The sequence below is a fragment of the Flindersiella endophytica genome (genome assembly GCF_054779015.1).
The window spans coordinates 36964-63300 of the sequence record NZ_BAAGYY010000028.1 but is presented as its reverse complement, the minus strand read 5'-3'; the positions used below and the strand labels follow the sequence as shown (position 1 = coordinate 63300).

Annotated in this window: 22 protein-coding genes; 13 read left to right on the top strand and 9 right to left on the bottom strand. The window is 69.0% G+C overall.

Annotated features, from left to right (window positions below):
* Positions 1-23 precede the first annotated feature (23 nt).
* The 5 genes from ACYVF6_RS34075 (at position 24) to ACYVF6_RS34055 (ending at position 4425) form a co-directional block, all read left to right on the top strand.
* Positions 24-1031, top strand: coding sequence for a branched-chain amino acid ABC transporter permease (locus ACYVF6_RS34075; RefSeq protein ID WP_460527330.1), 1008 nt, complete (start codon positions 24-26; stop codon positions 1029-1031).
* Positions 1028-2173, top strand: coding sequence for a branched-chain amino acid ABC transporter permease (locus ACYVF6_RS34070; RefSeq protein WP_460527328.1), 1146 nt, complete (start codon positions 1028-1030; stop codon positions 2171-2173). Before ACYVF6_RS34075 ends, ACYVF6_RS34070 begins: the two co-directional genes overlap by 4 nt.
* Positions 2170-3114, top strand: coding sequence for an ABC transporter ATP-binding protein (locus tag ACYVF6_RS34065; RefSeq protein WP_460527326.1), 945 nt, complete (start codon positions 2170-2172; stop codon positions 3112-3114). The genes ACYVF6_RS34070 and ACYVF6_RS34065 overlap by 4 nt, the downstream gene beginning before the upstream one ends.
* A 3-nt stretch (positions 3115-3117) precedes the next feature.
* Positions 3118-3831, top strand: coding sequence for an ABC transporter ATP-binding protein (locus ACYVF6_RS34060; RefSeq protein WP_460527324.1), 714 nt, complete (start codon positions 3118-3120; stop codon positions 3829-3831).
* Between the two features lie 81 nt (positions 3832-3912).
* The gene (locus tag ACYVF6_RS34055) at positions 3913-4425 is read left to right on the top strand and encodes a hypothetical protein (protein ID WP_460527322.1); all 513 of its coding nucleotides are present in this window, start codon (positions 3913-3915) and stop codon (positions 4423-4425) included.
* Here the strand turns inward: ACYVF6_RS34055 and ACYVF6_RS34050 are convergent.
* The 3 genes from ACYVF6_RS34050 to ACYVF6_RS34040 all read right to left on the bottom strand — a co-directional run bounded on the left by ACYVF6_RS34050 (position 4306) and on the right by ACYVF6_RS34040 (position 8254).
* Positions 4306-5052: a DUF554 domain-containing protein gene (locus tag ACYVF6_RS34050; protein ID WP_460527320.1), complete on the bottom strand. Its 747-nt coding sequence runs from the start codon at positions 5050-5052 to the stop codon at positions 4306-4308. The genes ACYVF6_RS34055 and ACYVF6_RS34050 overlap by 120 nt on opposite strands.
* A 34-nt stretch (positions 5053-5086) precedes the next feature.
* Positions 5087-5590, bottom strand: coding sequence for a pyridoxamine 5'-phosphate oxidase family protein (locus tag ACYVF6_RS34045; protein ID WP_460527318.1), 504 nt, complete (start codon positions 5588-5590; stop codon positions 5087-5089).
* Between the two features lie 72 nt (positions 5591-5662).
* Positions 5663-8254 carry a polysaccharide lyase family protein gene (locus tag ACYVF6_RS34040; protein ID WP_460527316.1) on the bottom strand — a complete coding sequence of 864 codons (2592 nt, stop codon included), beginning with the start codon at positions 8252-8254 and terminating at the stop codon, positions 5663-5665.
* A 224-nt stretch (positions 8255-8478) separates the two neighbouring features.
* Here ACYVF6_RS34040 and ACYVF6_RS34035 point away from each other — a divergent pair, with 224 nt between their 5' ends.
* The gene (locus tag ACYVF6_RS34035; protein WP_460527314.1) at positions 8479-9474 is read left to right on the top strand and encodes an aldo/keto reductase; all 996 of its coding nucleotides are present in this window, start codon (positions 8479-8481) and stop codon (positions 9472-9474) included.
* A gap of 90 nt (positions 9475-9564) precedes the next feature.
* Here ACYVF6_RS34035 and ileS read toward each other — a convergent pair whose 3' ends face one another.
* A complete protein-coding gene (gene ileS / locus ACYVF6_RS34030; RefSeq protein WP_460527312.1) occupies positions 9565-12921 on the bottom strand; it encodes an isoleucine--tRNA ligase in 3357 nt (1118 codons plus the stop codon).
* 66 nt (positions 12922-12987) lie between these two features.
* On the opposite strand from ileS, the gene ACYVF6_RS34025 reads away from it, so the two are divergent.
* Positions 12988-13920, top strand: a complete 933-nt coding sequence (locus tag ACYVF6_RS34025; RefSeq protein ID WP_460527310.1) for a S66 peptidase family protein — start codon at positions 12988-12990, stop codon at positions 13918-13920.
* A gap of 108 nt (positions 13921-14028) precedes the next feature.
* On the opposite strand, the gene ACYVF6_RS34020 is transcribed toward ACYVF6_RS34025, so the two are convergent.
* Positions 14029-14598 (bottom strand): NADPH-dependent FMN reductase, encoded by a 570-nt coding sequence (locus tag ACYVF6_RS34020; protein ID WP_460527308.1) that lies wholly within the window; start codon positions 14596-14598, stop codon positions 14029-14031.
* Positions 14599-14700: 102 nt separating this feature from the next.
* Here ACYVF6_RS34020 and ACYVF6_RS34015 point away from each other — a divergent pair, with 102 nt between their 5' ends.
* On the top strand, positions 14701-15699 hold the full coding sequence (locus ACYVF6_RS34015) for an AraC family transcriptional regulator (RefSeq protein WP_460527306.1): 999 nt from the start codon (positions 14701-14703) through the stop codon (positions 15697-15699).
* On the opposite strand, the gene ACYVF6_RS34010 is transcribed toward ACYVF6_RS34015, so the two are convergent.
* The gene (locus tag ACYVF6_RS34010; protein WP_460527304.1) at positions 15643-16449 is read right to left on the bottom strand and encodes a hypothetical protein; all 807 of its coding nucleotides are present in this window, start codon (positions 16447-16449) and stop codon (positions 15643-15645) included. The genes ACYVF6_RS34015 and ACYVF6_RS34010 overlap by 57 nt on opposite strands.
* Positions 16450-16467: 18 nt before the next feature.
* Positions 16468-16869 carry a PaaI family thioesterase gene (locus tag ACYVF6_RS34005; RefSeq protein ID WP_460527302.1) on the bottom strand — a complete coding sequence of 134 codons (402 nt, stop codon included), beginning with the start codon at positions 16867-16869 and terminating at the stop codon, positions 16468-16470.
* Positions 16870-16935: 66 nt separating this feature from the next.
* On the opposite strand from ACYVF6_RS34005, the gene polA reads away from it, so the two are divergent.
* Positions 16936-19632 carry a DNA polymerase I gene (gene polA / locus ACYVF6_RS34000; protein WP_460527300.1) on the top strand — a complete coding sequence of 899 codons (2697 nt, stop codon included), beginning with the start codon at positions 16936-16938 and terminating at the stop codon, positions 19630-19632.
* Positions 19633-19732: 100 nt separating this feature from the next.
* Complete coding sequence (locus ACYVF6_RS33995; protein ID WP_460527298.1) at positions 19733-20527, top strand: maleylpyruvate isomerase family mycothiol-dependent enzyme; 795 nt, start codon at positions 19733-19735, stop codon at positions 20525-20527.
* Positions 20528-20681: 154 nt separating this feature from the next.
* Here ACYVF6_RS33995 and ACYVF6_RS33990 read toward each other — a convergent pair whose 3' ends face one another.
* On the bottom strand, positions 20682-21512 hold the full coding sequence (locus ACYVF6_RS33990) for an SDR family oxidoreductase (protein ID WP_460527296.1): 831 nt from the start codon (positions 21510-21512) through the stop codon (positions 20682-20684).
* 80 nt (positions 21513-21592) lie between these two features.
* Here ACYVF6_RS33990 and ACYVF6_RS33985 point away from each other — a divergent pair, with 80 nt between their 5' ends.
* Together ACYVF6_RS33985 and ACYVF6_RS33980 are read left to right on the top strand one after the other, a co-directional pair.
* Positions 21593-22273 (top strand): TetR/AcrR family transcriptional regulator, encoded by a 681-nt coding sequence (locus ACYVF6_RS33985; protein ID WP_460527294.1) that lies wholly within the window; start codon positions 21593-21595, stop codon positions 22271-22273.
* Positions 22274-22393: 120 nt separating this feature from the next.
* The gene (locus ACYVF6_RS33980; protein WP_460527292.1) at positions 22394-25216 is read left to right on the top strand and encodes an AfsR/SARP family transcriptional regulator; all 2823 of its coding nucleotides are present in this window, start codon (positions 22394-22396) and stop codon (positions 25214-25216) included.
* A 22-nt stretch (positions 25217-25238) separates the two neighbouring features.
* Here the strand turns inward: ACYVF6_RS33980 and ACYVF6_RS33975 are convergent, their stop codons facing one another.
* Positions 25239-25805 (bottom strand): hypothetical protein, encoded by a 567-nt coding sequence (locus tag ACYVF6_RS33975; protein WP_460527290.1) that lies wholly within the window; start codon positions 25803-25805, stop codon positions 25239-25241.
* 110 nt (positions 25806-25915) lie between these two features.
* Here ACYVF6_RS33975 and ACYVF6_RS33970 point away from each other — a divergent pair, with 110 nt between their 5' ends.
* Positions 25916-26329, top strand: a complete 414-nt coding sequence (locus tag ACYVF6_RS33970; RefSeq protein ID WP_460527288.1) for a peptidoglycan-binding domain-containing protein — start codon at positions 25916-25918, stop codon at positions 26327-26329.
* Positions 26330-26337 lie beyond the last annotated feature (8 nt).

The window sequence follows — 26337 nt, the reverse complement described above, 5'->3', positions numbered from 1 at the left end:
CTTGACGAGAATGGGCGATCGGATTGAGTTCTCAGCTGATTTACCTTGCCCAGAGTGGTGATGGGTGGATCGACTTCAACGTCGGTCTGCTGAAGGATCTGTTCTGGCTCAACACCGTGGACGGCTTGGCCTACGGTGCGATCTACGCACTGGTGGCGATCGGCTACACGCTGGTCTATGGCGTGCTACGCCTCATCAACTTCGCGCACTCCGAGGTCTTCATCGTCGGAGCCTTCGGCGCGTACTTCACGTTCACGTTCCTGGGCTACCAACCCGGTCCTACCCTGCAGACAGGGATCGCGGCACTCGTCATCAACCTGCTCGCCGCCTGTCTGGTCGCGATGATCTGTTCGGCGGCAACGGCCCTGATCCTGGAGCGCGTCGCGTACCGGCCGTTGCGTCGCAAGAACGCACCTCGCCTGGTGTTCCTGATCACCGCGATCGGCGCTTCCTTCGCCATTCAGTACGGCATCTACCTCTGGCGCGGCGCGAACCCCGAACCCGCGATTCGCCTGGTCAAGCCGGAGAAGATCTTCGAGCTGTTCGACGCCCGGGTCACCAACATCCAGCTCACGGTCTTCATCGCGGCCATCCTGATGTGGTTCATCACCGACATGTTCGTGAACCGGACCCGGATGGGCCGCGGCATCCGCGCGGTCGCCGAGGATCCCGACACCGCGACGTTGATGGGTGTCAACAAGGACCGGATCATCATGCTGACGTTCGCCGTCGGCGGGTTGCTGGCCGGTGCCGCCGCGCTCTTCTACATCATGCAGATCCCGCAGGGTGTGTTGTTCAACGGCGGGTTCCTGCTCGGCATCAAGGCGTTCACGGCGGCCGTGCTGGGCGGCATCGGCAACCTGCGCGGCGCCCTGCTCGGCGGGCTGATCCTCGGCGTTGCCGAGAACTACGGCCAGTCGCTGTTCGGCGGTGAGTGGCGTGACGTCGTGGCGTTCGTTCTGCTCATTCTCATCCTGATGATCCGGCCGACCGGCATCCTGGGTGAGTCGCTAGGAAGGTCACGAGCATGAGCGACGCGACGACCACCGCGAGCCAGGGCAGGCGTCCGTTCGGCCAGGCGTCCCGCGACTGGTGGAACTCCCGCAGCCGGTTCGAGCAGTGGGCGCTGCTGATCCCGCTCATCGCGCTGGTCTACGCGCTGCCGTTCCTGGGCTTCCTCGCGCCGCCCGCCGGCACCGACTACGACCTCGCGCTGTACAACGCGGCCCGGATCGCACTGATCGCGATCGGCCTGAACATCGTGGTGGGCCAGGCGGGCCTGCTCGACCTCGGCTACGTCGCGTTCTTCGCGATCGGTGCCTACGTCGCCGCCGTGATGACCAGCGTCGACTCGTTCCTGGAGTCGCGCTATCCGTGGCTGGTGGTGATCCCGGTCGCGATGCTCGTCACGATGGTCGCCGGCGTCATCATCGGCACGCCGACCCTACGATTGCGCGGCGACTATCTGGCGATCGTGACGCTCGGCTTCGGCGAGATCGTCCGGCTGCTGGCCGACAACCTCACACCGCTGCGCGGCAACCTGGGATTCCGGGAGGTCGCGGGCCCGCCGGGAACCCACTCCAACGGCACCCCGATCTTCACCCAGACCGACGGCCGACCGTGGTACTGGCTGATGGTCACCGTGATCATCGTCGTGCTCGTCTTCGTGGGCAACCTCGAGCGCAGCCGGGTCGGACGGGCGTGGGTGGCGATCCGGGAGGACGAGGACGCGGCCGAGTTGATGGGCGTCCCGACGGTCCGGTTCAAGATCTGGGCGTTCGTGATGGGCGCGGCGATCGGCGGCCTGTCCGGCGCGCTGTACGCGGGTCAGATCGGGTTCATCAACAACCAGAAGTTCGACGTGGTCACCTCGATCCTGTTCCTGGCCGCGGTCGTGCTCGGCGGGTCCGGCAACAAGGTCGGCGTGCTGCTCGGCGCGTTCGTGATCTCCTACGTCCCCGACTGGTTCCAGATGAACCCGCGCGTGCGGTTCCTGGTCTTCGGTCTCGCCCTGATCATTCTGATGATTTTCCGGCCACAAGGGCTGCTGGGGGCGCGGCAACGCCTGCTCTCCTACGGCCGGCAGGCCTACCAGCGGCTGATCGGCAAGCCCGAGCAACTGGCCACCGAGAGTGCGCTGGCCGAGCACCGTGAGGGGGCGGAGACGCGATGACGGACCCGACACCCGAGCAGCCCCGCGACGAGCAGACCGGCGACGCGCAGGAGGAGCCGGCGCCCGTCGTCGGGGGCATCGTCGCCGAAGTCGAGCAGATGAGCGCCGAGGAACGTGCGGCGCACGAGGCGGAGGTGGCCGAGGCCGTCGCCGCCGATCGCGAGGTCGTCGTCGAAGTCGGCGAGACGCTGCTGGAGATGCGCGACGTGACCGTACGGTTCGGCGGCCTGACGGCGGTCGACTCGGTCTCGTTCGACATCAAGCGTGGCGAGATCCTCGGCCTGATCGGGCCGAACGGTGCCGGCAAGACCACCTGCTTCAACGCCATGACCGGTGTCTACCGGCCGGCGTCCGGCACGATCCTGCTGGAGAACAAGGCGATCAACCGGCGCAAGCGCTTCCAGATCACGCGGGCCGGGATCGCCCGTACGTTCCAGAACATCCGGCTGTTCGCCGAGATGACCGCGCTCGAGAACGTCGTCGTCGGCACCGACGCGCGACACAAGACCAGCGTGCCGGGCGCGCTGGTCCGCTGGCCGCGGCACCTGGCAGAGGAGAAGGCCGGCGTCGAGCGCGCGATGGCGCTGCTGGAGTTCGTCGGCATCGCCGACCGCGCGGCCGACCGCGCGAAGAACCTGCCGTACGGCTATCAACGCCGGCTCGAGATCGCCCGTGCGCTCGCGACCGAGCCGAAGCTGCTGTGCCTCGACGAGCCGGCCGCCGGCTTCACACCGTCTGAGAAGGACGATCTGATGAAGCTGATCAACCGGATCCGCGAGGACGGCTACACCGTCCTGCTCATCGAGCACGACATGCGCGTGGTGATGGGTGTCACCGACCGGATCGTGGTGCTCGACTTCGGCAAGAAGATCGCCGAGGGCACACCCGCCGACGTACGCGACGATCCGGCCGTCATCTCGGCCTACCTTGGGGGTTCTTGAGCCATGAGTCTGCTCGAGCTTGAGAACGTGTCGGTGCACTACGGCCGCATCGAGGCGCTGAGCGACATCAGCATCAGCGTCGAGCAGGGCGAGATCGTCACGCTGATCGGTGCGAACGGTGCCGGCAAGACCACCACGATGAAGGCGATCTCCGGCCTGCTGCCGTTGAGCAGAGGGCGGATCACGTTCGACGGAGCTGACATCAGCAAGTTGCGGGCCGACCTGCGGGTCGTCCGGGGGATCTCGCTGGCGCCGGAAGGGCGGGGGATCTTTCCCGGCATGACCGTGCGGGAGAACCTCGAGATGGGGTGCTACACCCGCAAGGACCGCAAGGAGATCGCGTCGGATCTGCAACGGATGTTCGGGCTGTTCCCGCGGTTGCAGGAGCGCAGCGGCCAGAGCGGTGGCACGTTGTCGGGTGGGGAGCAACAGATGCTTGCCATCGGGCGGGCGCTGATGGCGCGGCCGCGGTTGCTGCTGCTCGACGAGCCGTCGATGGGGTTGGCGCCGCAGTTCATCCGGCAGATCTTCTCGATCATCAAGGAGATCAACGAGCAGGGGACGACCGTTCTGCTGGTGGAGCAGAACGCCCAGCAGGCGTTGACGGTGGGGCATCGGGGCTACGTGCTCGAGACCGGGCGGGTGACGAAGACGGCGCCGTGCTCGGAGCTGTTGAACGATCCCGCGGTGAAGGACGCCTACCTCGGCGTGGCCTGACGCCGGCTGGCCACGTTCCGGTCCTCCAGGCTTCGCCTGCGTCAAACCCGCGGTATGTCATCGCCGGTGAGAATCGGCAGGATGCGGGACAATTCGCGGGCTCATCGGCTGGATCTGTTCGAGGGCTTGCTGGCCGTCGCGTTGTTCGCGATGGCCGGCGCCGCCATCTACCTGATGACGTGGCTGCCGGGGGTGCTCACCGGCCTGCTGACGTTGTGGTGGCTGCTGCGGATCGTCGGTGGGCGGGTGGAGTCCACGGTCCTCGCCGCCGGCCTGCGGCGGGTCGGGTGGGTGCTGGTGCTCGGCTCGCTCACGGCGTACGTGCTGGCGTCGCTGGCCCGCTCGGTCCTCGCGTACCTCGTCTTCACCGGTGATGGGCTGTTCGCGCCGTCGGCGTTCTCGGTGGTCGCGCTGCTCGCCGGCGTGTCCGCGCTGGCGGTCGCGGAGTTCGTCGGCCGAGGTGCCGGGAGCGGGCTAGCGGAACGCCGCGACCAGCGCGGTGATCAGTGGGGCGACCAGGAGCGCGGGCAGCAGGTCGCCGACCGGCAACTGCTTCATCCGCAACAGCCGCAGCGCGACACCGACCAGCAGTAGGCCACCGGTCGCGGTGAGGGCGACGATCTGGGCCTCCGACATGAAGTCGCCGGCGAGCGCGCCGACGAGGGTGAGTACGCCCTGGATCACCAGGACCGCGAGCGCCGACGCGGCGACGCCCCAGCCGAACGAGGCCGCGAACGCGATCGCCGCGAAGCCGTCCAGCGTCGCCTTCAGGAACAGCTGGTCCGCGCCCCGGCCCAGGCCGTCCGACACCGAGCCGAGAATGGTCAGCGGGCCGACACAGAACACCAGGGACGCGGTGACGAAGCCCTCGACGAACCGCCGGCGTTCCTCGCTGGCGGCGCCGCGGGTGAGCCGCTTCTGCAGCACCTGCCCGACGTCCTCCAGCCGGTTCTCCAGCCGGAGCAGCGAGCCCACCACCCCACCGATCACGAGCGACGCGAGCACGATCAGCACCGGCGCACTGTCTCCCACAGCCGCGGCCAGCACCCTCTCACCGACCGCGAACGCCGACGTGGCGGCGATCAGCAGCGTCACCAGCCCGAGCGCGTCAGTGACCACCTCCCGCGTACGTTGGGGCAGCCGATTGCCCAGCAGCACCCCGAGGCTCGACCCGGCGAGCACCGTAACGACGTTGACGACCGTCCCGATTCCGCGAAACACCAGCCGAGACTAACGGGCGGGACCGCGCCCGGAGTCAGAAGCGGTGCCGGGTGTGGGAGAACGTGCCCTTGCCGAAGGCGAGGACTTTGACCGGGGCGACGGCGAACACCAGCGCCTGGCCACCGCCGTCGTGGTGGAAGGCGCCGTCGCGGACCTCGAACTGCCAGGATCCGTCCCACTTCGCGCGCCACGCGGCGGCGAGCCGGTGCAGTGTGGCGTCGTCGGTGACCTGAACGGCCTCGCCCTCGACGACGACGTCCACGCCGCGGTCCCAGTCGTCGCGCCCGGTGGTGAGGGCGACGTGCGGGTTCGCACGCAGGTTGACCGCCTTCTGTTCGGCGGCGCCGGTGCCGAAGTGAAGGGCGCCGTCGAGCCAGACGGCTGGGAGCGGGGTGACGTGCGGTCGTCCGTCCGCCCGGACGGTGGTGATCCAGAACAGCTCAGCGGTCTCGATTACCCGCAGGGTGTCGTCCCAGGAGGTCGGTGTGGCGCCCGGTTGGCTGAACCGGGAGTCGAGTGAGGTGGTCGGTGTGCTCATGGGTGTCCCTCTCTCGGTCATGAAAGCTATGACGGAGAGAGGGAGGAAAACTCATCGGTGCGCCTCGTGCCCCTAGTCGCCGATCTCGAGGCGGATCGCGTCGTAGGCGACCTCGGTGCCGACCTGGGGCGGTGTGCCCTCGTTCAGCCGCAGCACGATCTCGTTGCCGGCCGGCATCAGGATCGCGCTGTCGAAGCGGAACTCGCGGCGGAACGTGCGGCCGCCGCAGCCGCTGCGGTAGGTCGCGCCGCGGGTTTCGTCGGGGTCGAAGGTCCAGACCTGCTTGTCGCCGTTCAACGTGATGGTCAGGTTGCTCGGTACGCCAGGGACGTCGCGGGCGGTGTCCATCGCCCAGGCCGCGATCGCGATCGTCAGGGTCGCGACCGAGCCGGGGTTCGCCGCCAGGTCGAAGCGGATCCGCCACGGCGCCTGCTGCCGTCGCACGCGCAGCCGGTACGTCGCCGGTGCCGCGCCCGGAGCCTGGGTGACGAGCTCGACCGTCTGGTCGTTCGCGGTCAGCTCGACGGTACGGGTGTGGCTGCCGCCGGCGTCCGTCGTCGTGACCTCGAGCGACGTGACGTCGTACGGCACCTCGACCACGTAGTCGGAACGGAACCGCGAGAACGCCGGCGTCAGGCCGAAGCCGGCGACCGACAGGTCCGACAGGGCGGAGTACGCCGCACCGGCTGCCGTCACCTCGATCGCGTTCGCGCGGCCGTCACCGCCGAACGCCAGCACGAGCGTGCCATCCGACACGGTCGCGGTGGTGCGGTGCACGGCGTACTCCGCGGTCGCCGTGCTCAGCGTCACCTCCGGTCCGCCCTGCACGGACAGCGTCGTGCGGTTGGCCGCGATCGCGTCGCCGGAGAGTACGGTCACGTCGTACGACCCGGCCGGTACGTCGAGGGTGAACGTGTAGCCGCCGCCGACCAGGAAGTCGCCGCGCAGGGAGTCCGGTGCACCGCGGTCACGGAAGTCCACGGCGTGGTCGAGGCCGTAGCCGAGGCCGGCGGAGTAGACCGTCGAGTTGGCGAGCCGCGTGTAGCCGGCCGCGACCGGGCTGCCGGCCCCACCGCAGTCGAACAGCCAGACGCCTGGTGTGCCCGGCGGCACCACCGCGGAGCCTTCCGGCACGGCAGGGGGACCACCGGGCCGCTGGTACTGCACATAGTTCCAGTCGTCGTTCGTGCTCTTGCCGACCGTGTAGGTCACACCGTCCGGGAACTCCGTCGCGTAACGCTGGAACAGGCCGTACTGCCGGAAGATCGAGCCGTTGTGGAACTCCACCGAGGTCCGGTTCGGCGTCCCGATCTGGAACACCGTCTGCCCGTTGCCGACCGGACGCCAGGTGAGGTCGCCGAGCCGCAGCGTCCGGGCGGCCGTGACCACCACGTCGTCCTGGACGTACTCGCCCCAGACGCCCGGCCGATGAATCGTCAGCCGGTACGTGCCCGGCCGGACGTCGCGTACCCGGAAGTCGCCAGTGTCCTCGACGTCCGCCCAGTAGCAGTGCCCGAGCGCGGTGCGCTGGAACTCGGCACCGTTGTCGGAGAGCACGGCGACGGCGCCGTTCATCCGCCGCGCGCCGGGAATCCGGACGCGGCCGGTGACGGCCGCGCGTTCGGTCGAGGCGCTCCAGCCGGACAGCGCGAGCCGGTCGTAGAACGCCGCGTGCGCGCCGAAACCGCCATAGGACAGGGCTTCCGCGCGCATCCGCGCCGGATCGTCGCCCTGGGCGAAGTAGACGAAGTACGGTCCGTACGTCTTGCGCCACTCCTGCCCGGCCGCGACCCGGACCGGAGGCGAACCGTAGTGCGTGGCCTGCGGCTCCACCAGCAGCACCGGACGGTCGGCGGTCTGGTGCAGTGTGAGGTCCTGCCGGACCGGGCCGCCGCTGAACGCCTCCTTGTTGGGGAGTACGAGCCAGATGCCGAGGCCGTTGCCGTACAGGCCGTGCAGCTTGTGGTCCTTGAGATAGACCGCCCAGTCGTACTTCGTGTAGTACCGCCGGGCGTAACGGGAGCCGACAGCCTGCAGGTCGTGGGTCGCGTCCATGACCATCGGTGAGTTGGCGAGGTCGTCCGGCGTCGGCAGCTCGGCGGCCGCGGAACGCCAGCGCACGCCGATCGGGTCGTCGCCGACCCAGCCGTGGGTGAAGATGTCGCGGTTGAGATAGAAGACGTAGCGGTGCTGGTCGGAACGGAAGCCGTGCAGGTCGGCGGTGTGGTGGAACGTGTTGGCCAGGTGGATGCCGGGCTCTCCGCCGCGGAGGATGTGGTGGCGTTCCAGCCAGAACGGCCCGCTGTCGGTCGGGCTGTAACCGAAGACGACATCGACGAAGTCGTCCTGCTGCCGGATCGCGAAGCCGTTGTCGGCCGGCGGCAGGGGGAGCGCGGCGCCTTCGCGGGCGTTGTTCATGTCGTAGTTGCCGCGTCCACCGGCGCCGACGAGGTTCTGGCCGCCGAACCTGATGCCGGTGGCGCGGCCGTTCGACTTGTCGACGACAAGTTGCACCGGTCCGTTGTCGACCTGGATCTCGGTGTCGGACTCCGTCACGGTCGGCGGCGCCGTGGCGGCACTGGCCGGTGCCGGCTGACCGCCGGCCACGAAGGCTCCGACGGCCGCTGTGCCGGCGAGCTGGCTGAAGGTTCTCCGGCTGATCATGGGCTTACGGTAACCGGTTTCCCGCAGGCCACGCAGGCATTCTGGATGCCGCCGGACAAGACCGGACAGGCGCTGTCCACGTCCGGACGCGGGCTTGGCGCGCGTCCATCCGAATTGGGCCGGTTTGCCGCTCGGGGATTGGCCCGGGACTTCCGGCGGTCGCTTTCGGAAGGTCGACGACGGCCGCCACCACCGCTGCCACGAAACGCGAGAAGGGCGATCTCATGCGGTACCGCTTCCTCGGAACGACCGGCCTCAAGGTCAGCGAGCTCTGCCTGGGATTCATGTCGTTCGAGCGCGAGGAGAGCGAGGCCGCCGCCAAGGCGGTGGCGGACCGTTTCGTCGAAGCGGGCGGCAACTTCATCGACACCGCCGACGTCTACGGCAACGGCACGTCGGAGACGCTGCTCGGGCGCTGGCTTCGCCGGCAACGCAGAGACGACCTCGTCATCGCCACCAAGGTGCACTACCCGACCGGCGACGGCGTGAACGACACCGGCCTCACCCGCAAGCACATCCTGTCCGCCGTCGACCGGAGCCTGCGGCTGCTGCAGACCGATCACATCGACCTCTACCAGGTGCACAACTGGGACAGCGCCTCCCGGCTGGAGGAGACGTTGCGGACGCTGAACGGCCTGGTCGACAGCGGAAAGGTGCGCTATCTCGGCGTCAGCAACTTCCGGCCGGCCCAGCTGCAGAAGGCCGTCGACCTCCAGCGGGCGAACGGCTGGGAGCCGTTCAGCAGCCTGCAGCCGCTCTACAACCTGCTGGACCGGCAGGCCGAATGGGAGCTGATCCCGGTCGCCGTCGAGGAAGGGCTCGGCGTCATCCCGTGGAGCCCGCTGCGCGGTGGCTGGCTGGCCGGTGGCTACCGGCGGGGGAGCACCGGGCCGCTGCCGGGCGGCCGGGTCGAGGCCGCCAGCCTGCACGGCTCGACGATGAAGTGGGACAACTACGCCCGCGAGGAGACCTGGCGAGTCCTCGACATCGTACATGAGCTGGCCGCCGAGACCGGCCGGCCCGCGGCTCAGGTGTCGCTGAACTGGGTACGCCGGCAGGCGGGCGTGACGGCGCCGATCGTCGGATCCCGCACGCTCGAGCAGCTCGAAGCCACCCTCGCCGCACTGGAGTGGGAGCTCACGGACGAGCACCTGGCACGTCTGGACAAGGCGAGCGCGCCGGAGGTGCCGTACCCGTACTGGTATCCGCCCCGCGTCTAGGTGTTCTTCCGGCACCGCTGCCCGCGTCGAACCTCGGCCGGGGTTCGACGCGGGCAGCGGTGCGCGGTTGCGTGAGGCTCGGAGCCAGACCTACGCCTTGGTGATGTTCAGCCGGAGCGCCGAGCCGTCGGCGATCTCGACCGACTCACCGTTCTCGGCCTCGCCGAACACCAGCTCGGTCGTCAGTGTCTCGCCGGTCAGCAGCTCCCGGTTGGCCTCGAGGGCTTCCTGGACGTCGGCGTCGGTGTCGAGGACGAGCCGGATCCGATCGGACACGTCGAGGCCGGCGTCACGGCGGGCCTGCTGCACGGCGCGGATCACGTCGCGGGCCAGGCCCTCGGCCGCCAGCTCGGGCGTCACCTCGGTGTCGAGTACGACGACGCCGACCTCGCCGGGCAGCGCCGCTGACGACTCCGGGTCGGTCGGCACGAGCTTCAGCTCGTACTCGCCTTCCAGCAAAGCCGTTCCGCCCGCGACGACAGCGCCGTCGGACCCGTTTTCCGGCACCGACCAGTCGCCGGCCTTCACCGCCTTGATCACCCGCTGGACGTCCTTGCCGAGCCGCGGCCCGAGCGCCCTCGGCACGACCGACAGCACACGCTGGCAGTGCGCCCCGACGTTCTCGTCGAGCACGACCTGCTTGACGTTGACCTCCGAACGGATCAGGTCCTGGAACGGCCGCAGCGCTCCGGCGTCCGGCGCGGCCACCGTCAGCGTCGACAGTGGCAACCGCACCCGCAGCCCGCGCGTCTTGCGCAGCGCGAGCGTGGTCGAGCAGACGCTGCGTACGGCGTCCATCGCCGTGACCAACTCGGAGTCGGCCGGCAGCGAAGCCGCCGACGGCCAGTCGGTGAGGTGGACCGAACGCTCACCGGTCAGCCCGCGCCACACCTCCTCGGTCACCATCGGCAGCAGCGGCGCGGCCGTCCGGCACAGCACCTCGAGCACGGTGAACAGCGTGTCGAACGCGTCCTGGTCGCCGGCCCAGAAGCGTTCCCTGGAACGCCGGACGTACCAGTTGGTCAGCACGTCGAGGAAAGCCCGCACCTCGGAGTATCCGGCCGCGATGTCGTAGGCGTCCAGGCTCGACGTCACCGCCGCCACCGTGTCGTGCAGCTTGGCCAGCACGTAACGGTCGAGCACGTGCGAGGAGTCGGTATGCCAGCGCGCCGTGGCCTGCTCCGCGTTGGTGTAGAGCGTGAAGAAGTAGTAGGCGTTCCACAGCGGGAGGATTCCCTGCCGCACGCTGTCGCGGATCAGCGTCTCGCTGACCGACAGGTCGCCACCACGCAGCACCGGCGAGGAGTTCAGCGCCCACCGGATCGCGTCCGAGCCGTAGAGGTCGAACATCTCGAACACGTCGGGGTAGTTGCGCAGGCTCTTGCTCATCTTGCGGCCGTCGTCGCCGAGGATGTTGCCGTGCACGACGCAGTTGCGGAACGCCGGCCGGTCGAACAGCGCGGTCGCGAGCACGTGCATGGTGTAGAACCAGCCGCGCACCTGCGGGGTGTACTCCACGATGAAGTCGCCGGGGTAGTGGCTCTCGAACCAGTCGGTGTTCTCGAACGGGTAGTGCACCTGGGCGAACGACATCGAACCCGACTCGAACCAGCAGTCGAGCACCTCGGGCACCCGGCGCATCGTCGACTTGCCCGTCGGGTCGTCGGGGTTCGGACGGGTCAGCTCGTCGATGTACGGGCGGTGCAGGTCGGTCGGCCGACTGAATCCATGGGGGGCGAAGTCACGCTCGAGCTCGTCGAGCGAGCCGTAGACGTCGACGCGGGGGTGGTTCGGGTCGTCGGACTTCCACACCGGGATCGGTGAGCCCCAGAAGCGGTTCCGGCTGATTCCCCAGTCGCGGGCGTTGGCCAGCCACTTGCCGAACGAGCCGTCCTTCACATGTGACGGCGTCCAGTTGATCTGCTCGTTGAGCTCGACCATCCGGTCCTTGAACTTCGTCACCTCGACGAACCAGCTGTCGACGGCCTTGTAGACAAGGGGTGTGTCGCAGCGCCAGCAGTGGGGGTAGGAGTGGACGTAGGAGTCCTGCCGCACCAGCATCCCGCGCTCGCGCAGCTCACGCAGCAACGGCTTGTTCGCCTCGAACACCTGCAGGCCCTCGAACCTCGGTGCCAGCGAGGTGAACCGCGTGTGGTCGTCGACCGTCATCACCGTCGGGATGCCGGCAGCAGTGCAGATGTTGAAGTCGTCCTCACCGTGAGAGGGCGCGACCTGCACGATGCCGGTGCCGTCCTCGGTGGAGACGAAGTCGCCCGCCAGCACGGTGAACGCCGAGGGCACACCGGCCATCCGGTCGGCGAGGAACTCGAAGATCGGGGTGTACTTGCGGCCGACCAGCTCGCTCCCCTTCAGCGTGCCGACCCGCTCGGCGTCGCCGAACTCCTTGTCGTAGGCGGACAGGCGCGCCTCGGCGAGGATGTAGCGCTGGCCGTCCTTCTCCAGTACGGCGTAGTCGATGTCGGGGCCGACGACGAGCGCGACGTTCGGCACGAGAGTCCACGGCATCGTCGTCCACGCCAGCGCGCGCTCGCCGGTCTCCAGCTCGAACCACACCGTGCTGGCGGGATCCTGGCGGTCCTTGTAGACGTCGTCCATCCGCGTCTCGGTGTTGGACAGCGGGGTCTCGCACCGCCAGCAGTACGCGAGGACACGGAAGCCCTGGTAGATGAGCCCCTTGTCGTGGAGCGACTTGAACGCCCACATGACGCTTTCCATGTAGGGCGTCTCGAGCGTCTTGTAGTCGTTCTCGAAGTCGACCCAGCGGGCCTGGCGGTTGACGTAGCGCTGCCAGTCCTGGGTGTAGCGCAGCACCGAGGTGCGGCAGGCGTCGTTGAACGCACCGACGCCCATCTGCACGATCTCGGGCTTGCCGGAGATGCCGAGCTCCTTCTCGGCGGCGACCTCCGCGGGCAGGCCGTGGCAGTCCCAGCCGAAGCGACGCTCGACCCGCTTGCCGCGCATCGTCTGGTAGCGCGGAACGACGTCCTTGACGTAGCCGGTGAGCAGGTGGCCGTAGTGCGGCAGGCCGTTGGCGAACGGCGGGCCGTCGTAGAACACGAACTCGTCGTCGGCGGGCCGGTTGTCGATGCTCGCCTGGAACGTCTTGTCGGCCTGCCAGTAGTCGAGCACGGCCTGCTCGACGTTGGGGAGATCGGGAGCAGGGGTGACTGTGCGGCCGGGAACACTGGAAGCTGACATCTGCGGGCGCTCGTCCTGGTCTCGGTGGTGCTCGTAGGACGCGAGGACGAACGGCGCCCTCCGTGGTGCGCTGCCCGCGGTACCACCTCGCTTGACGCCCTTGCGGAACGCCCGCTCGTTGGCCGGCTGTGACGGGCCGAACCCGTCCGGTTCTACTGAGAGTCCCGAGGGAATCCGTTCTTCCGGAGGCTCACCGGTGATGGCCGGGTCGATGCCTTTCGTGACCAAGAATACAAGCGCTGTCCAGTCGATACCTGTCGGTGCCCTTCGCGGGCCACTGGTAGGACATTGGCCATGGACGTGCTGAAACCTCCACGGATCAAGCCCGGAGATCCGGTCGGCGTGGTGGCCACGTCGTCGCCGGTGAGCGAGGCGAAGCTGGCGCGGCTGGTCGGCTACCTCGAGGGTCGCGGTCATCCCGTCCGGCTGGCCGACGGTTTGCTCGACGCGCAGGGCCACGTCGCGGGCAGCGCGGAGCGGCGGGCGGCCGGCGTGTTGTCGATGTTCACCGATCCCGACGTACGCCTGGTGCTCCCGGCGACCGGCGGCTGGGGAGCCGCGCACCTGGTCGACCTGCTCGACTACGACGCGATCCGGGCCGACCCGAAGGTCTTCACCGGCTTCAGCAATCCCACGGCGCTCGGCAACGCCCTCCTGGCCCGCGCCGGGTTGCCGAACGTCCACGGCACGGCCGGCTTCCAGTTCTTCGAGCCCGAGATCGAGCGGCGGACCGAGGAGGCCTTCTGGGCGATGGTGTCCGGCCCGATCGTGGGACGCGAGGTCGCGGGCGAGGGGTGGCAGGTGCACCGGGCGGCCGGCCGCACGGTCTCCGGGCCGGTCGTCGGCGGCAACCTGCCGTCGATCCTGCCGATCGCCGGCACCCGGTGGATGCCCTCGACCGACGGCACCGTCCTGCTGCTCGAGGCGCAGCGGGCGAGCTTCGCCGAGATCGACAGCTGGCTCACCCATCTCAGGTTGCTCGGCCTGTTCGACGGGATCGCGGCGCTCGTGATCGGTGCACCGGCCGACTGGGAGGTCGGGCTGGTCGCCGATCCCGGCGTCGGCGAGCTGGTGCTGCGCTGCGTCGGCGGTGACTTCCCGGTGATCACGGACGTTCCGTTCGGCCACCAGCGCCGGAGGATCCAGTTCCCGCTCGGCTGCCGGGTCGAGTTCGATCTGCGAACCGACCCGCCCGTGCTCCGCTACCTCGAGGACCTGGTCACGTGACCTGGCCCAGGTCCTGAAGCGCCTCGTCGTCCGTACGCGCGAGTGCCCACGCCGCTTCGCCGGGACGTGGGTACTCGTGCGTGTCCACAGCGGTCTGCCGACCGGGGTTCAGGCGGCGACGGGGGTGCGCAGGGTCGCCAGCGCCTCGGACCAGGCGAGCACCTCGTCGAACATGGTCTGGACCGAGGTCTCGTGCCGGGCGTCGGGCTTGAGCTCCTTCATGTCGACGAAGTCGGTGTACAGCGACAGGCCGACGGGCGTGCGTACGTCCGCGATCTTCAGGAAGCCCATCACTGCCCGCAGCTGGGAGATCGACCGCGGTGCACCGTCGACGCCGTAGCCGACGAAGCCGGCTGCCTTGTTGTTCCACTCGTTGTACAAGAAGTCGAGAGCAGTCTTCAGCACGCCCGGCATCCCGTGGTTGTACTCCGGAACCACGAACACGAAACCGTCCAGCGAGTCGACCTTCTCGGCCCAGCGATGAGTGTGCGGCTTGGTGTACTGGCCGGCCGCCGCAGGCAGTTCCTCGTCGAGGTGCGGCAGGTCGAAGTCGCGCAGGTCGACCAGTTCGTAGTCGGCGCCGCCGTGCTGCTCGGCCTGGTCGAGGACCCACTTACCGACCGACTCACCGATCCGGCCGGGACGGGTGCTGGCGATGATGATTCCGATCTTCGTCATGGTGTACGACCGTACGGCGTCAACGAGAGACGACCCATAATTCAGAGTCGCCCTTTCATACGCGAACGTCTCATGTTGGAGACTCGACGTAGGATCGTCGGCGTGGATGTACTCAGCTCCGTGATCGCCGCCATGCGGGCCGGCCAGCCGCGGTCGTACCAGATCGAGGCGCACGCGCCCTGGGGACGAGGCTACGCCGAGGTTCCCGGCGCCGGTTTCCACATCGTGCTGCAGGGCTCGTGCTGGCTGCTGCCGAGCGACGGCGAGCCGGTCCACCTGACGATGGGCGATGTCGTCCTGCTGCCGCACGGGCAGCGGCACGGCATGGCCGACAGCCTCGACCGGCCGCTGGTCACGGTCCAGGACGTTTCGTCCGAGTGCGAGCGGGCCCGCACCTCCACCGTCTTCCGGCTCGGGCCGGACGAAGGGGAGGCCGCCGGATCGGCGCCGTCGTGCGTGATGGTGTGCGGGATGTACCAGCTGGACCAGGCCCGCCGGCACCCGCTGCTGGACCAGCTGCCGGAAGTCATCCACATGCCGGCGCGGCTCGGGCAGCATCCGAAGCTGCGGTCGGCGGTCGACCTGCTCAGCGGCGAGCTCCAGGAGCGGCAGAACGGCGCCGAGGTGGTCGTTCCGGCGCTGCTCGAGGTCCTGTTGCTGCTGATCCTGCGGGCGTGGTTCGCCGACCAGCCCTGCCGTGAACACGAGGTCGACTGGGCGGCGGCGATGCGCGACCCCGCGATCAGCGCGGCGCTGGCCGGGATCCACGACTACCCCGAGCGGCCGTGGACAGTGGAGTCGCTCGGCGCCGAGTCGGGGCTGTCCCGTGCGGCGTTCGCGCGGCGGTTCACCGGGCTGGTGGGGCAGCCACCGCTGGCGTACCTCACCTGGTGGCGGATGACGGCGGCTGCGCTGCTGCTGCGGCAGTCCGACGTGCCGTTGAGCACGATCGCGCAGAAGGTGGGCTACAGCTCGGAGTTCGCGTTCGCCAACGCGTTCAAGCGGGAGTTCGGCGTCGCGCCGGGACACTATCGCCGCGGCGACCTAGCCTGCGCTGAACCTGGCGTCGGCCAGGAGCTGGTCGGCCAGCCGGCTGGGTGACTGCGCGGTGAGGCCTGGCATGCCGTCGTTCCAGGCCTGCTCGATGGCGGCGACGGTTTTCTCGAACGACACCGGCTCGCCGGGCTCGGAGCCGAAGCGATGGCTCAGCCTGCGCTGGACGTACTCGAGCGCGATCCGCAGCAGCGGCTGCGCCCACCACTGACCGTCCGTCTCCAGCGTGAGCGTGACCTCCCACCGACCATCGGGGAGAGTCGTCACCTCGGCGCCGAGCATCATCGAGGCCGCCGCGTGCGACAGCCTGATCCGCAGCGGAACCGCGTCGCCGCCGCCGTCCCACCACCCGTCGAAGTCGACGTCGATCCGGGCGCGCAGCCGCAGCCACTCCGCGATCCGGGACTCCACCGACCCGACCGCGTCGTAGGAGGCGGTGCAGGCCAGGGCGTCCGGGCCGACCTCCAGCTGGGCCGTCGCGAGGTCTCCGGCGCCCAGCACGTTGGTCATGGCGGCGCCCACCGCTGTGGTGCCGGCTGGGTCCCTGGACCGTACGGTGAGATGGCCTTCGGGTGGAGGATGGTCGGCGGGAGCAGCGATCACGCGGTACTCGTATCGCGAGCCGGCCATCGCGTGAGCGTCGGTCAGCCGTCTGACGTCGAGAACGGGCTCGTCACCACCGAACACCAGCGGTCCGGACCTGAACGGCAACCGTTCGACCGCGTGCAGGATGCCGGTGACGAACTCCGCCAGCCACGCCCGTGGGACGGGCTCCAGACGGAGCAGAAGCCGGCGCATCGACAACCTCCGGATGCGTCAGGCGGAGGCGGGGCGGATGAAACAGGTCAGCCGGGCGGTGCAGATCCGCCGGTCCTGGTCGTCGGTGATCACGATTTCGTACGACGCTGTGGTGCGGCCGAGGTGGATGGCGCTCGCCACACCTGTGACCAGCCCGGACGTCGCCGCGCGATGATGGGTGGCGTTCAGGTCGACGCCGAGGGCCAACGCTCCCGGCGACTGACGCTGGGCGTGCGCCCAGGCACCCAGCGAGGCCAGGCCCTCGGCGAGCACCGCCGACGCGCCGCCGTGCAGGACACCGAACGGCTGGGTGTTGCCCTCGACCGGCATGGTGGCGACCACCCGTTCCGGCGTCAGCTCGGTGATCTTGATGCCGAGCTTGTCGTGGAGCGGCTGGTCGGGCAGATCGGACAGGTCCATGAGCGGGAACGCTACCGCCCGCCGCGTCGCGTCACGGCTGTCGGTGCTGCCTACTAGGCTCGCCGCGTGAGCACCAACGCCCCCGCTGCCACCACGGCCCCACGTCTGCTTCTGCTCGACGGCCACTCGCTGGCCTATCGCGCGTTCTTCGCGCTGCCGGTGGAAAACTTCTCCACCGCCACCGGCCAGCACACCAACGCGGTCTACGGCTTCACCTCGATGCTGATCAACATGCTGCGCGACGAGCAGCCCACCCACATCGCGGTGGCGTTCGACGTGTCGCGGCAGACGTTCCGGTCAGAGGTGTTCAGCGACTACAAGGCCAACCGCAGCAAGAGTCCCGACGAGTTCAGCGGGCAGGTGGCGCTGATCAAGCAGGTGCTCGAGGCGCTGGTGATTCCCTACTTCGAGGTCGAGGGCTACGAAGCCGACGACATCATCGCCACGTTCGGATCGCAGGCCTGCGAGCTCGGCTTCGACGTCGTGGTGGTGTCGGGCGACCGTGACACGTTCCAGCTGGTCAACGACCAGCTCCACATTCTCTACCCCACGCGTGGCGTGTCCGAGGTGGCACGGATCGACCCGGCCGAGGTGGAGAAGCGTTACGGCATCCCGCCCGAGCGCTATCCCGACCTGGCCGCGCTTGTGGGCGAGACGTCCGACAACCTGCCGGGCGTGCCGGGGGTCGGGCCGAAGACCGCGGCGAAGTGGCTCAACCAGTTCGGCTCGCTCGACGAGCTGGTCAACCACGTCGAGGAGATCAAGGGCAAAGCCGGCGACAACCTGCGCGCTCACCTCGGGCAGGTGCTGCAGAACCGGCAGATCAACGAGCTCATCCGCGACCTCGCGCTGCCGGTGGCGCCGGGCGACCTGGTGCACCACCAGTGGAACCGTGAGGCCGTCCACGAGGTGTTCGACGCGCTGGAGTTCCGCGTGCTCCGCGACCGCCTGTTCCAGACGCTGCAGGCTCCCGAGCCCGAGGCCGAGGAAGGCTTCGACGTCACCGGTGAGACGCTCGCGCCCGGCGCGCTGGGCGGCTGGCTCGAGACCAACACCAAGACCGATGGGCGAACCGGCGTCCACATCCAGGGCAGCTGGGGACGGGGCACGGGCGACGTCGCGGGCATCGCGCTGGCGGTCCATGACGGCGCCGCGGTCTACGCCGACCCGACCGAGTTCACGCCGGAGGACGACTCGGCGTTCGGTGCCTGGCTGGCCGATCGTTCCAAGCCGAAGGCGATGCACGACGCCAAGGGGCCGGCGCTGGCCCTGGCCGCGCGCGGCTGGTCGATCGCCGGTCTGACGTCCGACACGGCGCTGGCGGCCTATCTCGTACGCCCCGACCAGCGGTCCTACGACCTCGCAGACCTGACGTTGCGCTACCTCCGCCGCGAGCTGCGCTCGGAGGAGACCGACAGCGGGCAGCTCACGCTCGAGGGCATGGGCGACGACGGCCTGTCCGAGTCGGCGATGGTGCGCGCGCGGGCCGTGGTCGACCTGGCCGCGGCTCTCGACGAGAAGCTCGACGAGCAGGAAGGCGCGCGGCTGCTCACCGAGCTGGAGCTGCCGCTCGAGGGCGTGCTGGCCCGCATGGAGCAGGCCGGCATCGCGGTCGACGTCGAGCGGCTGTCGGAGCTCGAGTCGCACTTCGCGTCGGCGGTGAAGCGCGCGGCCGACGAGGCCTACCAAGTGATCGGCAAGGAGATCAACCTCGGTTCGCCGAAGCAGCTGCAGGTCGTGCTGTTCGACGAGCTGCAGATGCCGAAGACCAAGCGCACCAAGACCGGCTACACCACCGACGCCGACGCCTTGCAGGGGTTGTACGCCCAGACCGAGCATCCGTTCCTGGCTCACCTGCTGGCCCACCGCGACGCGTCCAAGCTGCGGTCCACGGTCGAGGGCCTGCTCAAGACCGTGGCCGACGACAACCGCATCCACACCACGTTCAACCAGACGATCGCGGCGACCGGCCGCCTGTCGTCCACCGATCCGAACCTCCAGAACATCCCGATCCGCACCGAGGAAGGCCGGCGGATCCGGGAGGCGTTCATCGTCGGGCCGGGTTACGACTGCCTGCTGACCGCCGACTACAGCCAGATCGAGATGCGCATCATGGCGCACCTGTCGGCCGACGAGGGCCTGATCGAGGCGTTCAACTCCGGCGAGGACTTCCACGCGGCCACCGCCTCCAGGGTCTTCTCGGTTCCGCCGACCGAGGTCACGGGCGAGATGCGGGCCAAGATCAAGGCGATGAACTACGGCCTGGCCTACGGTCTGTCGGCCTACGGCCTGTCGGGGCAGCTCAACATCGCGGTCGAAGAGGCACGCGGCCTGATGGACGAATACTTCGAACGCTTCGGCGGCGTCCGCGACTACCTCCGCGGCATCGTGGCCGAGGCCCGCAAGACCGGCTACACCTCGACGATCCTCGGCCGGCGCCGCTACCTCCCCGACCTCACCTCCGACAACCGCCAGCGCCGCGAGATGGCCGAACGGATGGCGCTCAACGCACCGATCCAGGGCTCCGCGGCCGACCTGATCAAGGTCGCCATGCTGAACGTCGAGCGGGCGCTCGACAAGTCCGAGCTGAAGTCGCGCATGCTGCTCCAGGTCCACGACGAGCTGGTGTTCGAAGTAGCCAAGGGGGAGCGGGAGGCACTGGAAGAGCTGGTCCGCCGCGAAATGGGAGCCGCGGCCGACCTCACGGTCGGCTTGGACGTCTCGGTCGGCATCGGCAACAGCTGGCACGAAGCCGGTCACTAGCAGGCCGCTGTCCGCGACCCGTGGGCATGTCGAGATCCGCGTGCCGGCTCCGACAGTCTTCATGACAAGCGCGCCCGCGAAGAGACGAGAGAGCGACTCCATGACCCTCAGCTACGACCGCTACTGCGCCGAGATCGTCGCCCAGACCGAGATCCTGGCCGACACGATCAAGGGCGGTGACCTCACCAGGCCCGTTCCGTCCTGTCCCGGATGGAACGTCGGCCAGTTGCTCCGGCATCTCGGTGGTGCTCACCGGTCGGCGGTGGAGACGATCCGGGGGCAGATCGAGTTCGCCGAGGTGGACCAGTCGTGGCGGGACCTGTCCGCCTACCCCAACGAGGATCCGGCCGTCGTCGGGCCTTGGCTGGTCGAGGGGGCGACCGAGCTCCGCGACACACTCGTCGCCGTCGGGGAGGCGGCGCCGGTTCCGGCTCCGGTGCCGGACCTGCCGCAGACCACACAGTTCCACTCCCGCCGGATGGCGCACGAGACGGTGATCCACCGCGCCGATGCCACGCTCGCTCTCGGCGCCGCCTACACCCTCGACCCGGCGGTCGCGGTCGACGGCATCGACGAATGGCTGGAGCTGGGCTGCCTGCCGTTCCACTTCGAGTACAACCCCGCCCTGCGCGACCTGATCGGCCCCGGCAACACGCTGCACCTCCACGCGACCGACACGCCCGCGGAGCTGCGGGCCGAGTGGGTCCTCGACCTCACCGGCGACGTGTTCACCTGGCGCCGCGCACACGAGAAGGCGAAGGTCGCCGTCCGCGCCCCGCTCACCGACCTGCTCCTGCTGCTCTACCGCCGCCGGCCCGCGACTGCCCCAGGCGTCGACATCCTCGGCGACCGCGAGTTCTTCGACACCTGGCACGCGAAGGTCAGCTTCGGCTAGCTGCGGACGCCCAGGACTCGCGCAGACCGAAGCGGGCGTGCAACCACCGCAGCGGCGCCGGTGCCCACCAGTTCGCCCGGCCGGCAAGCCGCATGAACGCGGGCACCAGCACGCGAACGCGCCGACCCCGAGGAGTACGACCAACCCAGCCGTCTCACGGTGCCGCGACGCCGATCTGGCTCAGCACGCCCGCGAGGAACGTGTCGTAGTCGTGCTGCTGGTACAGCCCGACGACCTGGTCCGCCTCCGCCCCGACGAACCGGTGGAACGGACCGTCCGGACGATCGATCGCGTCCGCGATCGCGGCCACCACGTCGGCGGGGTCGCCGGCCTCGAAGCTCGCGAAGTACTTCTCCACCGCCTCGTCGTAACGCGCCCGGAGCGGATGCTCGGCGCCGAACTCCGAACCCAGCTTCGCGTTCTCGCCGAACGACGTCGCGAACACGCCGGGCGCCACCACGAACACCTTGATGCCGTACGGAGCGAGCTCGAACCGCATGGCCTTCGTGATCGCCTCCAGCGCGTGCTTGCTGGCGGAGTACGCGCCGTCGAACGGGATGGTGACCGTGCCCACCACCGACGAGAGGTTGACGATGGTGCCGGCGCCCTGCTCGCGCATCGCCGGCAGGACGGCTCGAACCATCCGGGCGACGCCGATCACGTTGGTGTCGAACTGCTGGCGCAGCTCCTCGTCGGTGAGCGCGTCGATCGGCGCACGGTAGGCGAACCCGGCGTTGTTGACCAGGACGTCGATCCGGCCCATCTCGTCGACGACCGCCTGCACGGACGACGGGTCGGTGACGTCCAGCCGGTGCACGGTCAACGGCAGCCGCTCGGTCTCGGCGGCGTCGCGAAGCAGCTTGGCGCCGGGGCTGTTCAGGTCGCGCAGCGTGGCGAAGACCTGATCGCCGCGGCGGGCGAGCGTCAACGCGGTGAGCTGGCCGAAGCCGCTGCTGCAGCCGGTGATCAAGACGGTACGAGGCATGGAGTGCCCTCCCAGAAGGCGATAGAGTGCTCGTGTTTGAACCTGATTGGAAAAATACGAGCAAGGACTCGCGTTTGTCAATGGAGGTACGCGACGACATGTCGAAGGTCGGGTCGCCGGGGGAGCCGGAACGGGAGCCGGACGGCCAGCCGGCCAAGCCGGTCCGCCGGCAGGCGCGCGGCCTGGCCCGAATCGCCGCGATCCTGGACGCGGCCGAGGCCGTGATCGCCGAGGCCGGCTACGCCGCGGCGACGACGAACTCGATCGCCGCGCGGGCAGGCATGTCGCCGGGCTCGCTCTACCAGTTCTTCCGCAACAAGGACGACATCCTCGACGCGCTGGTCGAGTGTTACTACGAGGATCTCGGCTCGGTCTGGTCGGCTCACCTGGGCGACGAGACGGCCAAGCTTCCGCTGGAGGAGTTCGTCGAACGGTTGCTGTCGGCGCTGCTGGCATTCAAGACCGAACGGCCAGCGTTCTGGTCGCTGTTGTACGGCTCGCCCAACTCCGACCATCTGGCCGCGAAGGCCGCCGAGTTGCACGAGCGGTCCGCCGCCCGGATCGCGCAACTCCTGCGGTTGCGGAGCCCTGGCCTGGATCCGGCCCGTGCCCACCTGGTTGCCTCGATGTCGGTAGCGACCGGGAAGGCCACCATGCCGATGGTGATGGAGGCCGAGCCCGGTATGCGCACGGCACTACTGGCGGAGGTGAAGGCGCTGATGCTTGGATATTTGCGACCAGTGTTGAACGGCGACGGCTAGGTTTGCCCGGATCTTTGGAATTTGGCGCGAGTCGCGAATTGGCCGCATTGCTAGGCTGTGGTTTCGGACGGGTGAATAAACAGCCCTGGGGAGGGCTGCAGCCGTCGTCATGGGGGAGCGATGCTGTTCGGGGTGCTCGGTCCGGTTATCGCCAATGATGGCAGCCACACAATCGCACCACGGGGGCTCAAGCAGGCGATTTTGCTGGCGGTGCTGCTGAGTCGAGCGAATTCGGGTGTGTCCGCCGACCTGCTGGCCGAAGCTCTGTGGGGGCAGTCGCCGCCACGATCCTCCGACAACATGCTGCGCTGGCACGTCCATCAGCTCCGCAAGTCGCTGGCCGACGACAGCCGGGTGGTGCGTCACACGTTCGGCTACCAGATCGTCGTCGAGCCCGACGAGTTGGACGCCGTACGGTTCCAGCGCCTGTACGCCGAGGCGAGGGCCAGCATGGACGGAGGCGACGTCGCCCAGGCGAGCGCCGTTCTCCATCAGGCCCTCGGGCTGTGGCGAGGCTCGGCATACGGCGAGCTGACCGTACAGGTGGAAGCCGGGCTGCTCGACGACGAGGTGGCAAGGCTGGACGAGCTGCGCCTGTCGGCGTTCCACCTTCAGGTCGACGCAGATCTCCGGCTCGGACGGCACGACGCTGTGACGGCGCAACTTCGTCGCCTGGCCGTCGAACACCCACTGCGCGAGGGGTTCCGCGCGCAGCTCATGCTCGCGCTGTACCGCTCGGGACGGCAGGCCGAGGCGCTCGAGGTCTACCGGGACACCAGGCGCCTGTTGCTGGACGAGCTCGGCATCGACCCCGGCCCACAGCTTCGCCAGCTGGAACAAGCGATCCTGACCGCGGATCCGGCACTCGAGCTGTCCGCGCCTCCGATCCAGGTGCAGCCCGCCTCCGTCGTGAATGGACCGGCCGAACTGCCAATCCCCCCACCGGGCTTCACTGGTAGATCAGCCGAGATCGGCAGGCTGACATCGCTGTTGACCGAAGAAGGCGCGGCGGTCGTCATATGCGGACCGGGGGGCATTGGCAAGTCCGCGACAGCTGTTCAACTCGCACACCGGCTGGCGGACGGATTTCCGGACGGCCAGCTCTACGTGAATCTGCACAGCTCGACGCCAGGGGCGAAACCCATCGATCCGAGCGAGGTACTGCCCCGGTTCCTGCGGTCACTCGGCGCGGATGGTGCCGAGCTCGGTGGTGCGAGCGTCGACGAGCTGGCGACGGCGTACCGGTCGGCGATCGCGTCGAAACGGGTGCTGATCCTGCTCGACGACGCGGCCGGCACGTCCCAGATCTGGCCGTTGCTGCCGGGGACGGCGAGCTGTGCGGTCGTCATCACGGCACGGCGGGCACTGTCGGCCGGACTTCCGCACTTCCGGCTGTTGCCGTTGCCGGAACACGACGCCGAAGCGCTGCTCACCCGGGTGGCAGGCGACGAGAGGGCGCCGGGCGATCCCGCGACGATCGCCGAGATCAGCGGACTGTGCGACGGTCTGCCGCTCGCGCTGTGTGTGAGCGGAGCCAGGCTGGTGGCCCGGCCGGGCTGGTCCTGGGAGCGGTTCGCGGAGCGGCTGCGAGACGAGTGCAGGCGGCTGGACGAGCTCGTCGACGGTGATCGGGCGGTCCGCGCCAGCTTCGGAGTGAGCTACCGGGATCTGCGGGAACAGCCGTCCGGCGCGGAGGCGGCCAGGCTCTTCCGCCTCATCGGGCTCCTCGACGTACTCGACCTCGGTGTCCCCGCGGCTGCCGCGATCGCCGACCGTTCGCTTCCGCAGGCCGAGATCCTGCTCGACGCGCTGGTCGACGCGCAACTGATGGACAACGACGTTCCCGGTCGCTACCGCATGCACGACCTGCTGAGGCTGTTCGCCAGGGAGTGCGCGCGAGCCGAAGAGGCCGAACCGGACCGGTCGGCCGCGCTCCGGCGTGCCTTCGAGTTCTACCTCGCGACCGCTCGTACGGCGGCGCGGATCGTCGAACCGATGTCGGAGTGGCGCGTCGACTGCGAGCCGTCGAAGCTCCTCCAGTCCGGCGCAGACCTCGCAGGCAGGGACGACGTGCGCCGTTGGGTCGAGCTCGAGCACGGCAATCTGCTCGAAGTCGTCAAACAGGCCGCGGACTTCCCAGGTGACGGTCCCGCGATCGCGGTCGGCCTGGCCGCCGCGTTGCTGTCGCCGCTGGCACACGCGGGCATGGGCATGGAACAAGCCGGCTTCAACCGGATCGCGAGCGACGTGGCGGCCACGACGGGAGACGCTGTGCACCTGGCGATCACCGCATTCGTCAGCGGGCTGGTCCTGCACGCGCAACAGCCGCAGGAGGCCGTGGCCAACCTCTGCGCGGCGCGAGACCTGTGGCAGGACCTCGGCCGCAGCGACGGTGAAGCCGCAGCACTGCGGCATCTCGGTACGACCTACGGCAGCCTCGGCAGGTACGACCTGGCGCTGGACTGCATCGACGCGAGCCTGCTGCTCGCCCGCGCCATCGGCGATCCGTACGCCGAGGCGTCAGGGCTGGGCCACCAGGGTCTGGCCTACCAGCGGCTCGGCCGCAAGCAGGAGGCGATCGCGGCGTACGCGAAGAGTCTCGAGCTCTATCGGAAGCTCGGGCACCGAAGCGGCGAAGTCATCGCGGCGGGCTGCCTCTCGACCGGCCTGCACGTGTTCGGAGAGCTCGACGCAGCGCTCCGCACCTACGAGCAGGCACTCGAGCTCGCTCGCGTGTCCGGCCATCGTCTGGTCGAGGCCGAGTGCCTGTGGGGCCGTTCGGAGATCCTGCACGAGCGCGGAGACCGCGTACGAGCGACGGAGAGCAGGCGACAGTCGGTCGACCTGCTCGTGGAGCTGGGCTGGATCGGGCGGGAGGAGAAGGCCGCGATCGTCGCCGACCCTTGCCCCGCGGTCCCGGCCGGCTTCTGGACGAACATCTGAGCCGGCCGGGAAAGGGGTCAGGTCAGCAGGCTCGGATGAACCAGGCCGGCCGGAAGTAGAACGAGCCGTGGTAGCCGTTGGCGGGGTAGGGCGGGATGTCACCGCCCGGCAGGGTGCGGTGGTTCACGTCCTTGATGAGGGCGTGGGCACCGCCGCTGTTGCTGTTGCTGTAGAACCCGTATCCGGTCCAGTTCTGCAGCGCCCACTCCGATCCACCGTTGGTGCAGTGGTAGAACGAGAACACCTTGCCGCCCTCGGCGAGGGTGTCGTTGGTGTAGATGCAGAAGTGGCTGCTCGGGCACGGCGTGCCGGTGCTGGTGTTGACCCAGGTCCAGCAGTCGCGGGCCTGGTTGATGTCGCACTGGCCGACGCCGGAGACCCAGGCGCCCTCGTTGTCCTGCGGCGTCACGGTGGCCGGCGCCGCGGTGGCGGTGATTCGAGTGCCGTCCGGCCGCAGGCCGGTACCGGTGGTGCCGCCGTCGGACGCGGATGCGGATGTGGACGTGGCGGCGAGGGTCAGTACCGCCAGCATGAGACTGATGATGATCGCGGCCGGCCGCCAGGCGGGCCGCTTCAGCGTGGTTTCCATGTCCGCAAGCTCTCCGGCGGCCGTTGTCGACGCGTTGGTTCGATGTTGGCTCCGCGTTGGCCAACGCGCGGCAAACGTAGTGCCAACGTCCGGGCCCGAAACTCCTCGGCATGAACACATTCCTGAACCGGCTCGCCCCAAGGCGAGCCGCGATCGTCCTTGCAGGGCTGGTGCTTGCGGCAGTGCCGCTGTTCGCCTCGTCAGCGTCGGCCGCCCCTCCGCCGTCGCCGGCCACCGAGGTGAAGGCCAAGCAGATCACGGCCGCCGACATCTGCAACTACACGACCGCGCGGCCGACCATCTCCAGAGGGTCCACGGGCGCGGCGGTCAGGCAGGCGCAGTGCTACCTGAACTGGTCGATGACAGGGGACAACCTGGCGATCGACGGTGACTTCGGGCCGCTGACCTACAACGCCACGGTCAGGTTCCAGCGCTGCGCCGGAATCGGTGTCGATGGGATCATCGGTCCGCAGACCTGGTCCTCCCTGACCTACTGGGCCAACTCGCCGTACTACGTGTGCTGACCCACCGT

Bases quoted from the DNA above. Each gene is read 5' to 3' on its own strand.
- ACYVF6_RS34060 (WP_460527324.1), top strand. From the start codon at position 3,118: ATGAGTCTGCTCGAGCTTGAGAACGTGTCGGTGCACTACGGCCGCATC.
- ACYVF6_RS33995 (WP_460527298.1), top strand. From the start codon at position 19,733: ATGACCCTCAGCTACGACCGCTACTGCGCCGAGATCGTCGCCCAGACC.
- ACYVF6_RS34005 (WP_460527302.1), bottom strand. From the start codon at position 16,869: ATGGACCTGTCCGATCTGCCCGACCAGCCGCTCCACGACAAGCTCGGC.
- ACYVF6_RS34010 (WP_460527304.1), bottom strand. From the start codon at position 16,449: ATGCGCCGGCTTCTGCTCCGTCTGGAGCCCGTCCCACGGGCGTGGCTG.
- ACYVF6_RS34035 (WP_460527314.1), top strand. From the start codon at position 8,479: ATGCGGTACCGCTTCCTCGGAACGACCGGCCTCAAGGTCAGCGAGCTC.
- ACYVF6_RS33990 (WP_460527296.1), bottom strand. From the start codon at position 21,512: ATGCCTCGTACCGTCTTGATCACCGGCTGCAGCAGCGGCTTCGGCCAG.
- ACYVF6_RS33975 (WP_460527290.1), bottom strand. From the start codon at position 25,805: ATGGAAACCACGCTGAAGCGGCCCGCCTGGCGGCCGGCCGCGATCATC.
- ACYVF6_RS34070 (WP_460527328.1), top strand. From the start codon at position 1,028: ATGAGCGACGCGACGACCACCGCGAGCCAGGGCAGGCGTCCGTTCGGC.
- ACYVF6_RS33985 (WP_460527294.1), top strand. From the start codon at position 21,593: ATGGAGGTACGCGACGACATGTCGAAGGTCGGGTCGCCGGGGGAGCCG.
- ACYVF6_RS34045 (WP_460527318.1), bottom strand. From the start codon at position 5,590: ATGAGCACACCGACCACCTCACTCGACTCCCGGTTCAGCCAACCGGGC.
- ACYVF6_RS34020 (WP_460527308.1), bottom strand. From the start codon at position 14,598: ATGACGAAGATCGGAATCATCATCGCCAGCACCCGTCCCGGCCGGATC.
- ACYVF6_RS34025 (WP_460527310.1), top strand. From the start codon at position 12,988: ATGGACGTGCTGAAACCTCCACGGATCAAGCCCGGAGATCCGGTCGGC.
- ACYVF6_RS34055 (WP_460527322.1), top strand. From the start codon at position 3,913: ATGCGGGACAATTCGCGGGCTCATCGGCTGGATCTGTTCGAGGGCTTG.
- ACYVF6_RS33980 (WP_460527292.1), top strand. From the start codon at position 22,394: ATGCTGTTCGGGGTGCTCGGTCCGGTTATCGCCAATGATGGCAGCCAC.
- ACYVF6_RS34065 (WP_460527326.1), top strand. From the start codon at position 2,170: ATGACGGACCCGACACCCGAGCAGCCCCGCGACGAGCAGACCGGCGAC.
- ACYVF6_RS34040 (WP_460527316.1), bottom strand. From the start codon at position 8,254: ATGATCAGCCGGAGAACCTTCAGCCAGCTCGCCGGCACAGCGGCCGTC.
- ACYVF6_RS33970 (WP_460527288.1), top strand. From the start codon at position 25,916: ATGAACACATTCCTGAACCGGCTCGCCCCAAGGCGAGCCGCGATCGTC.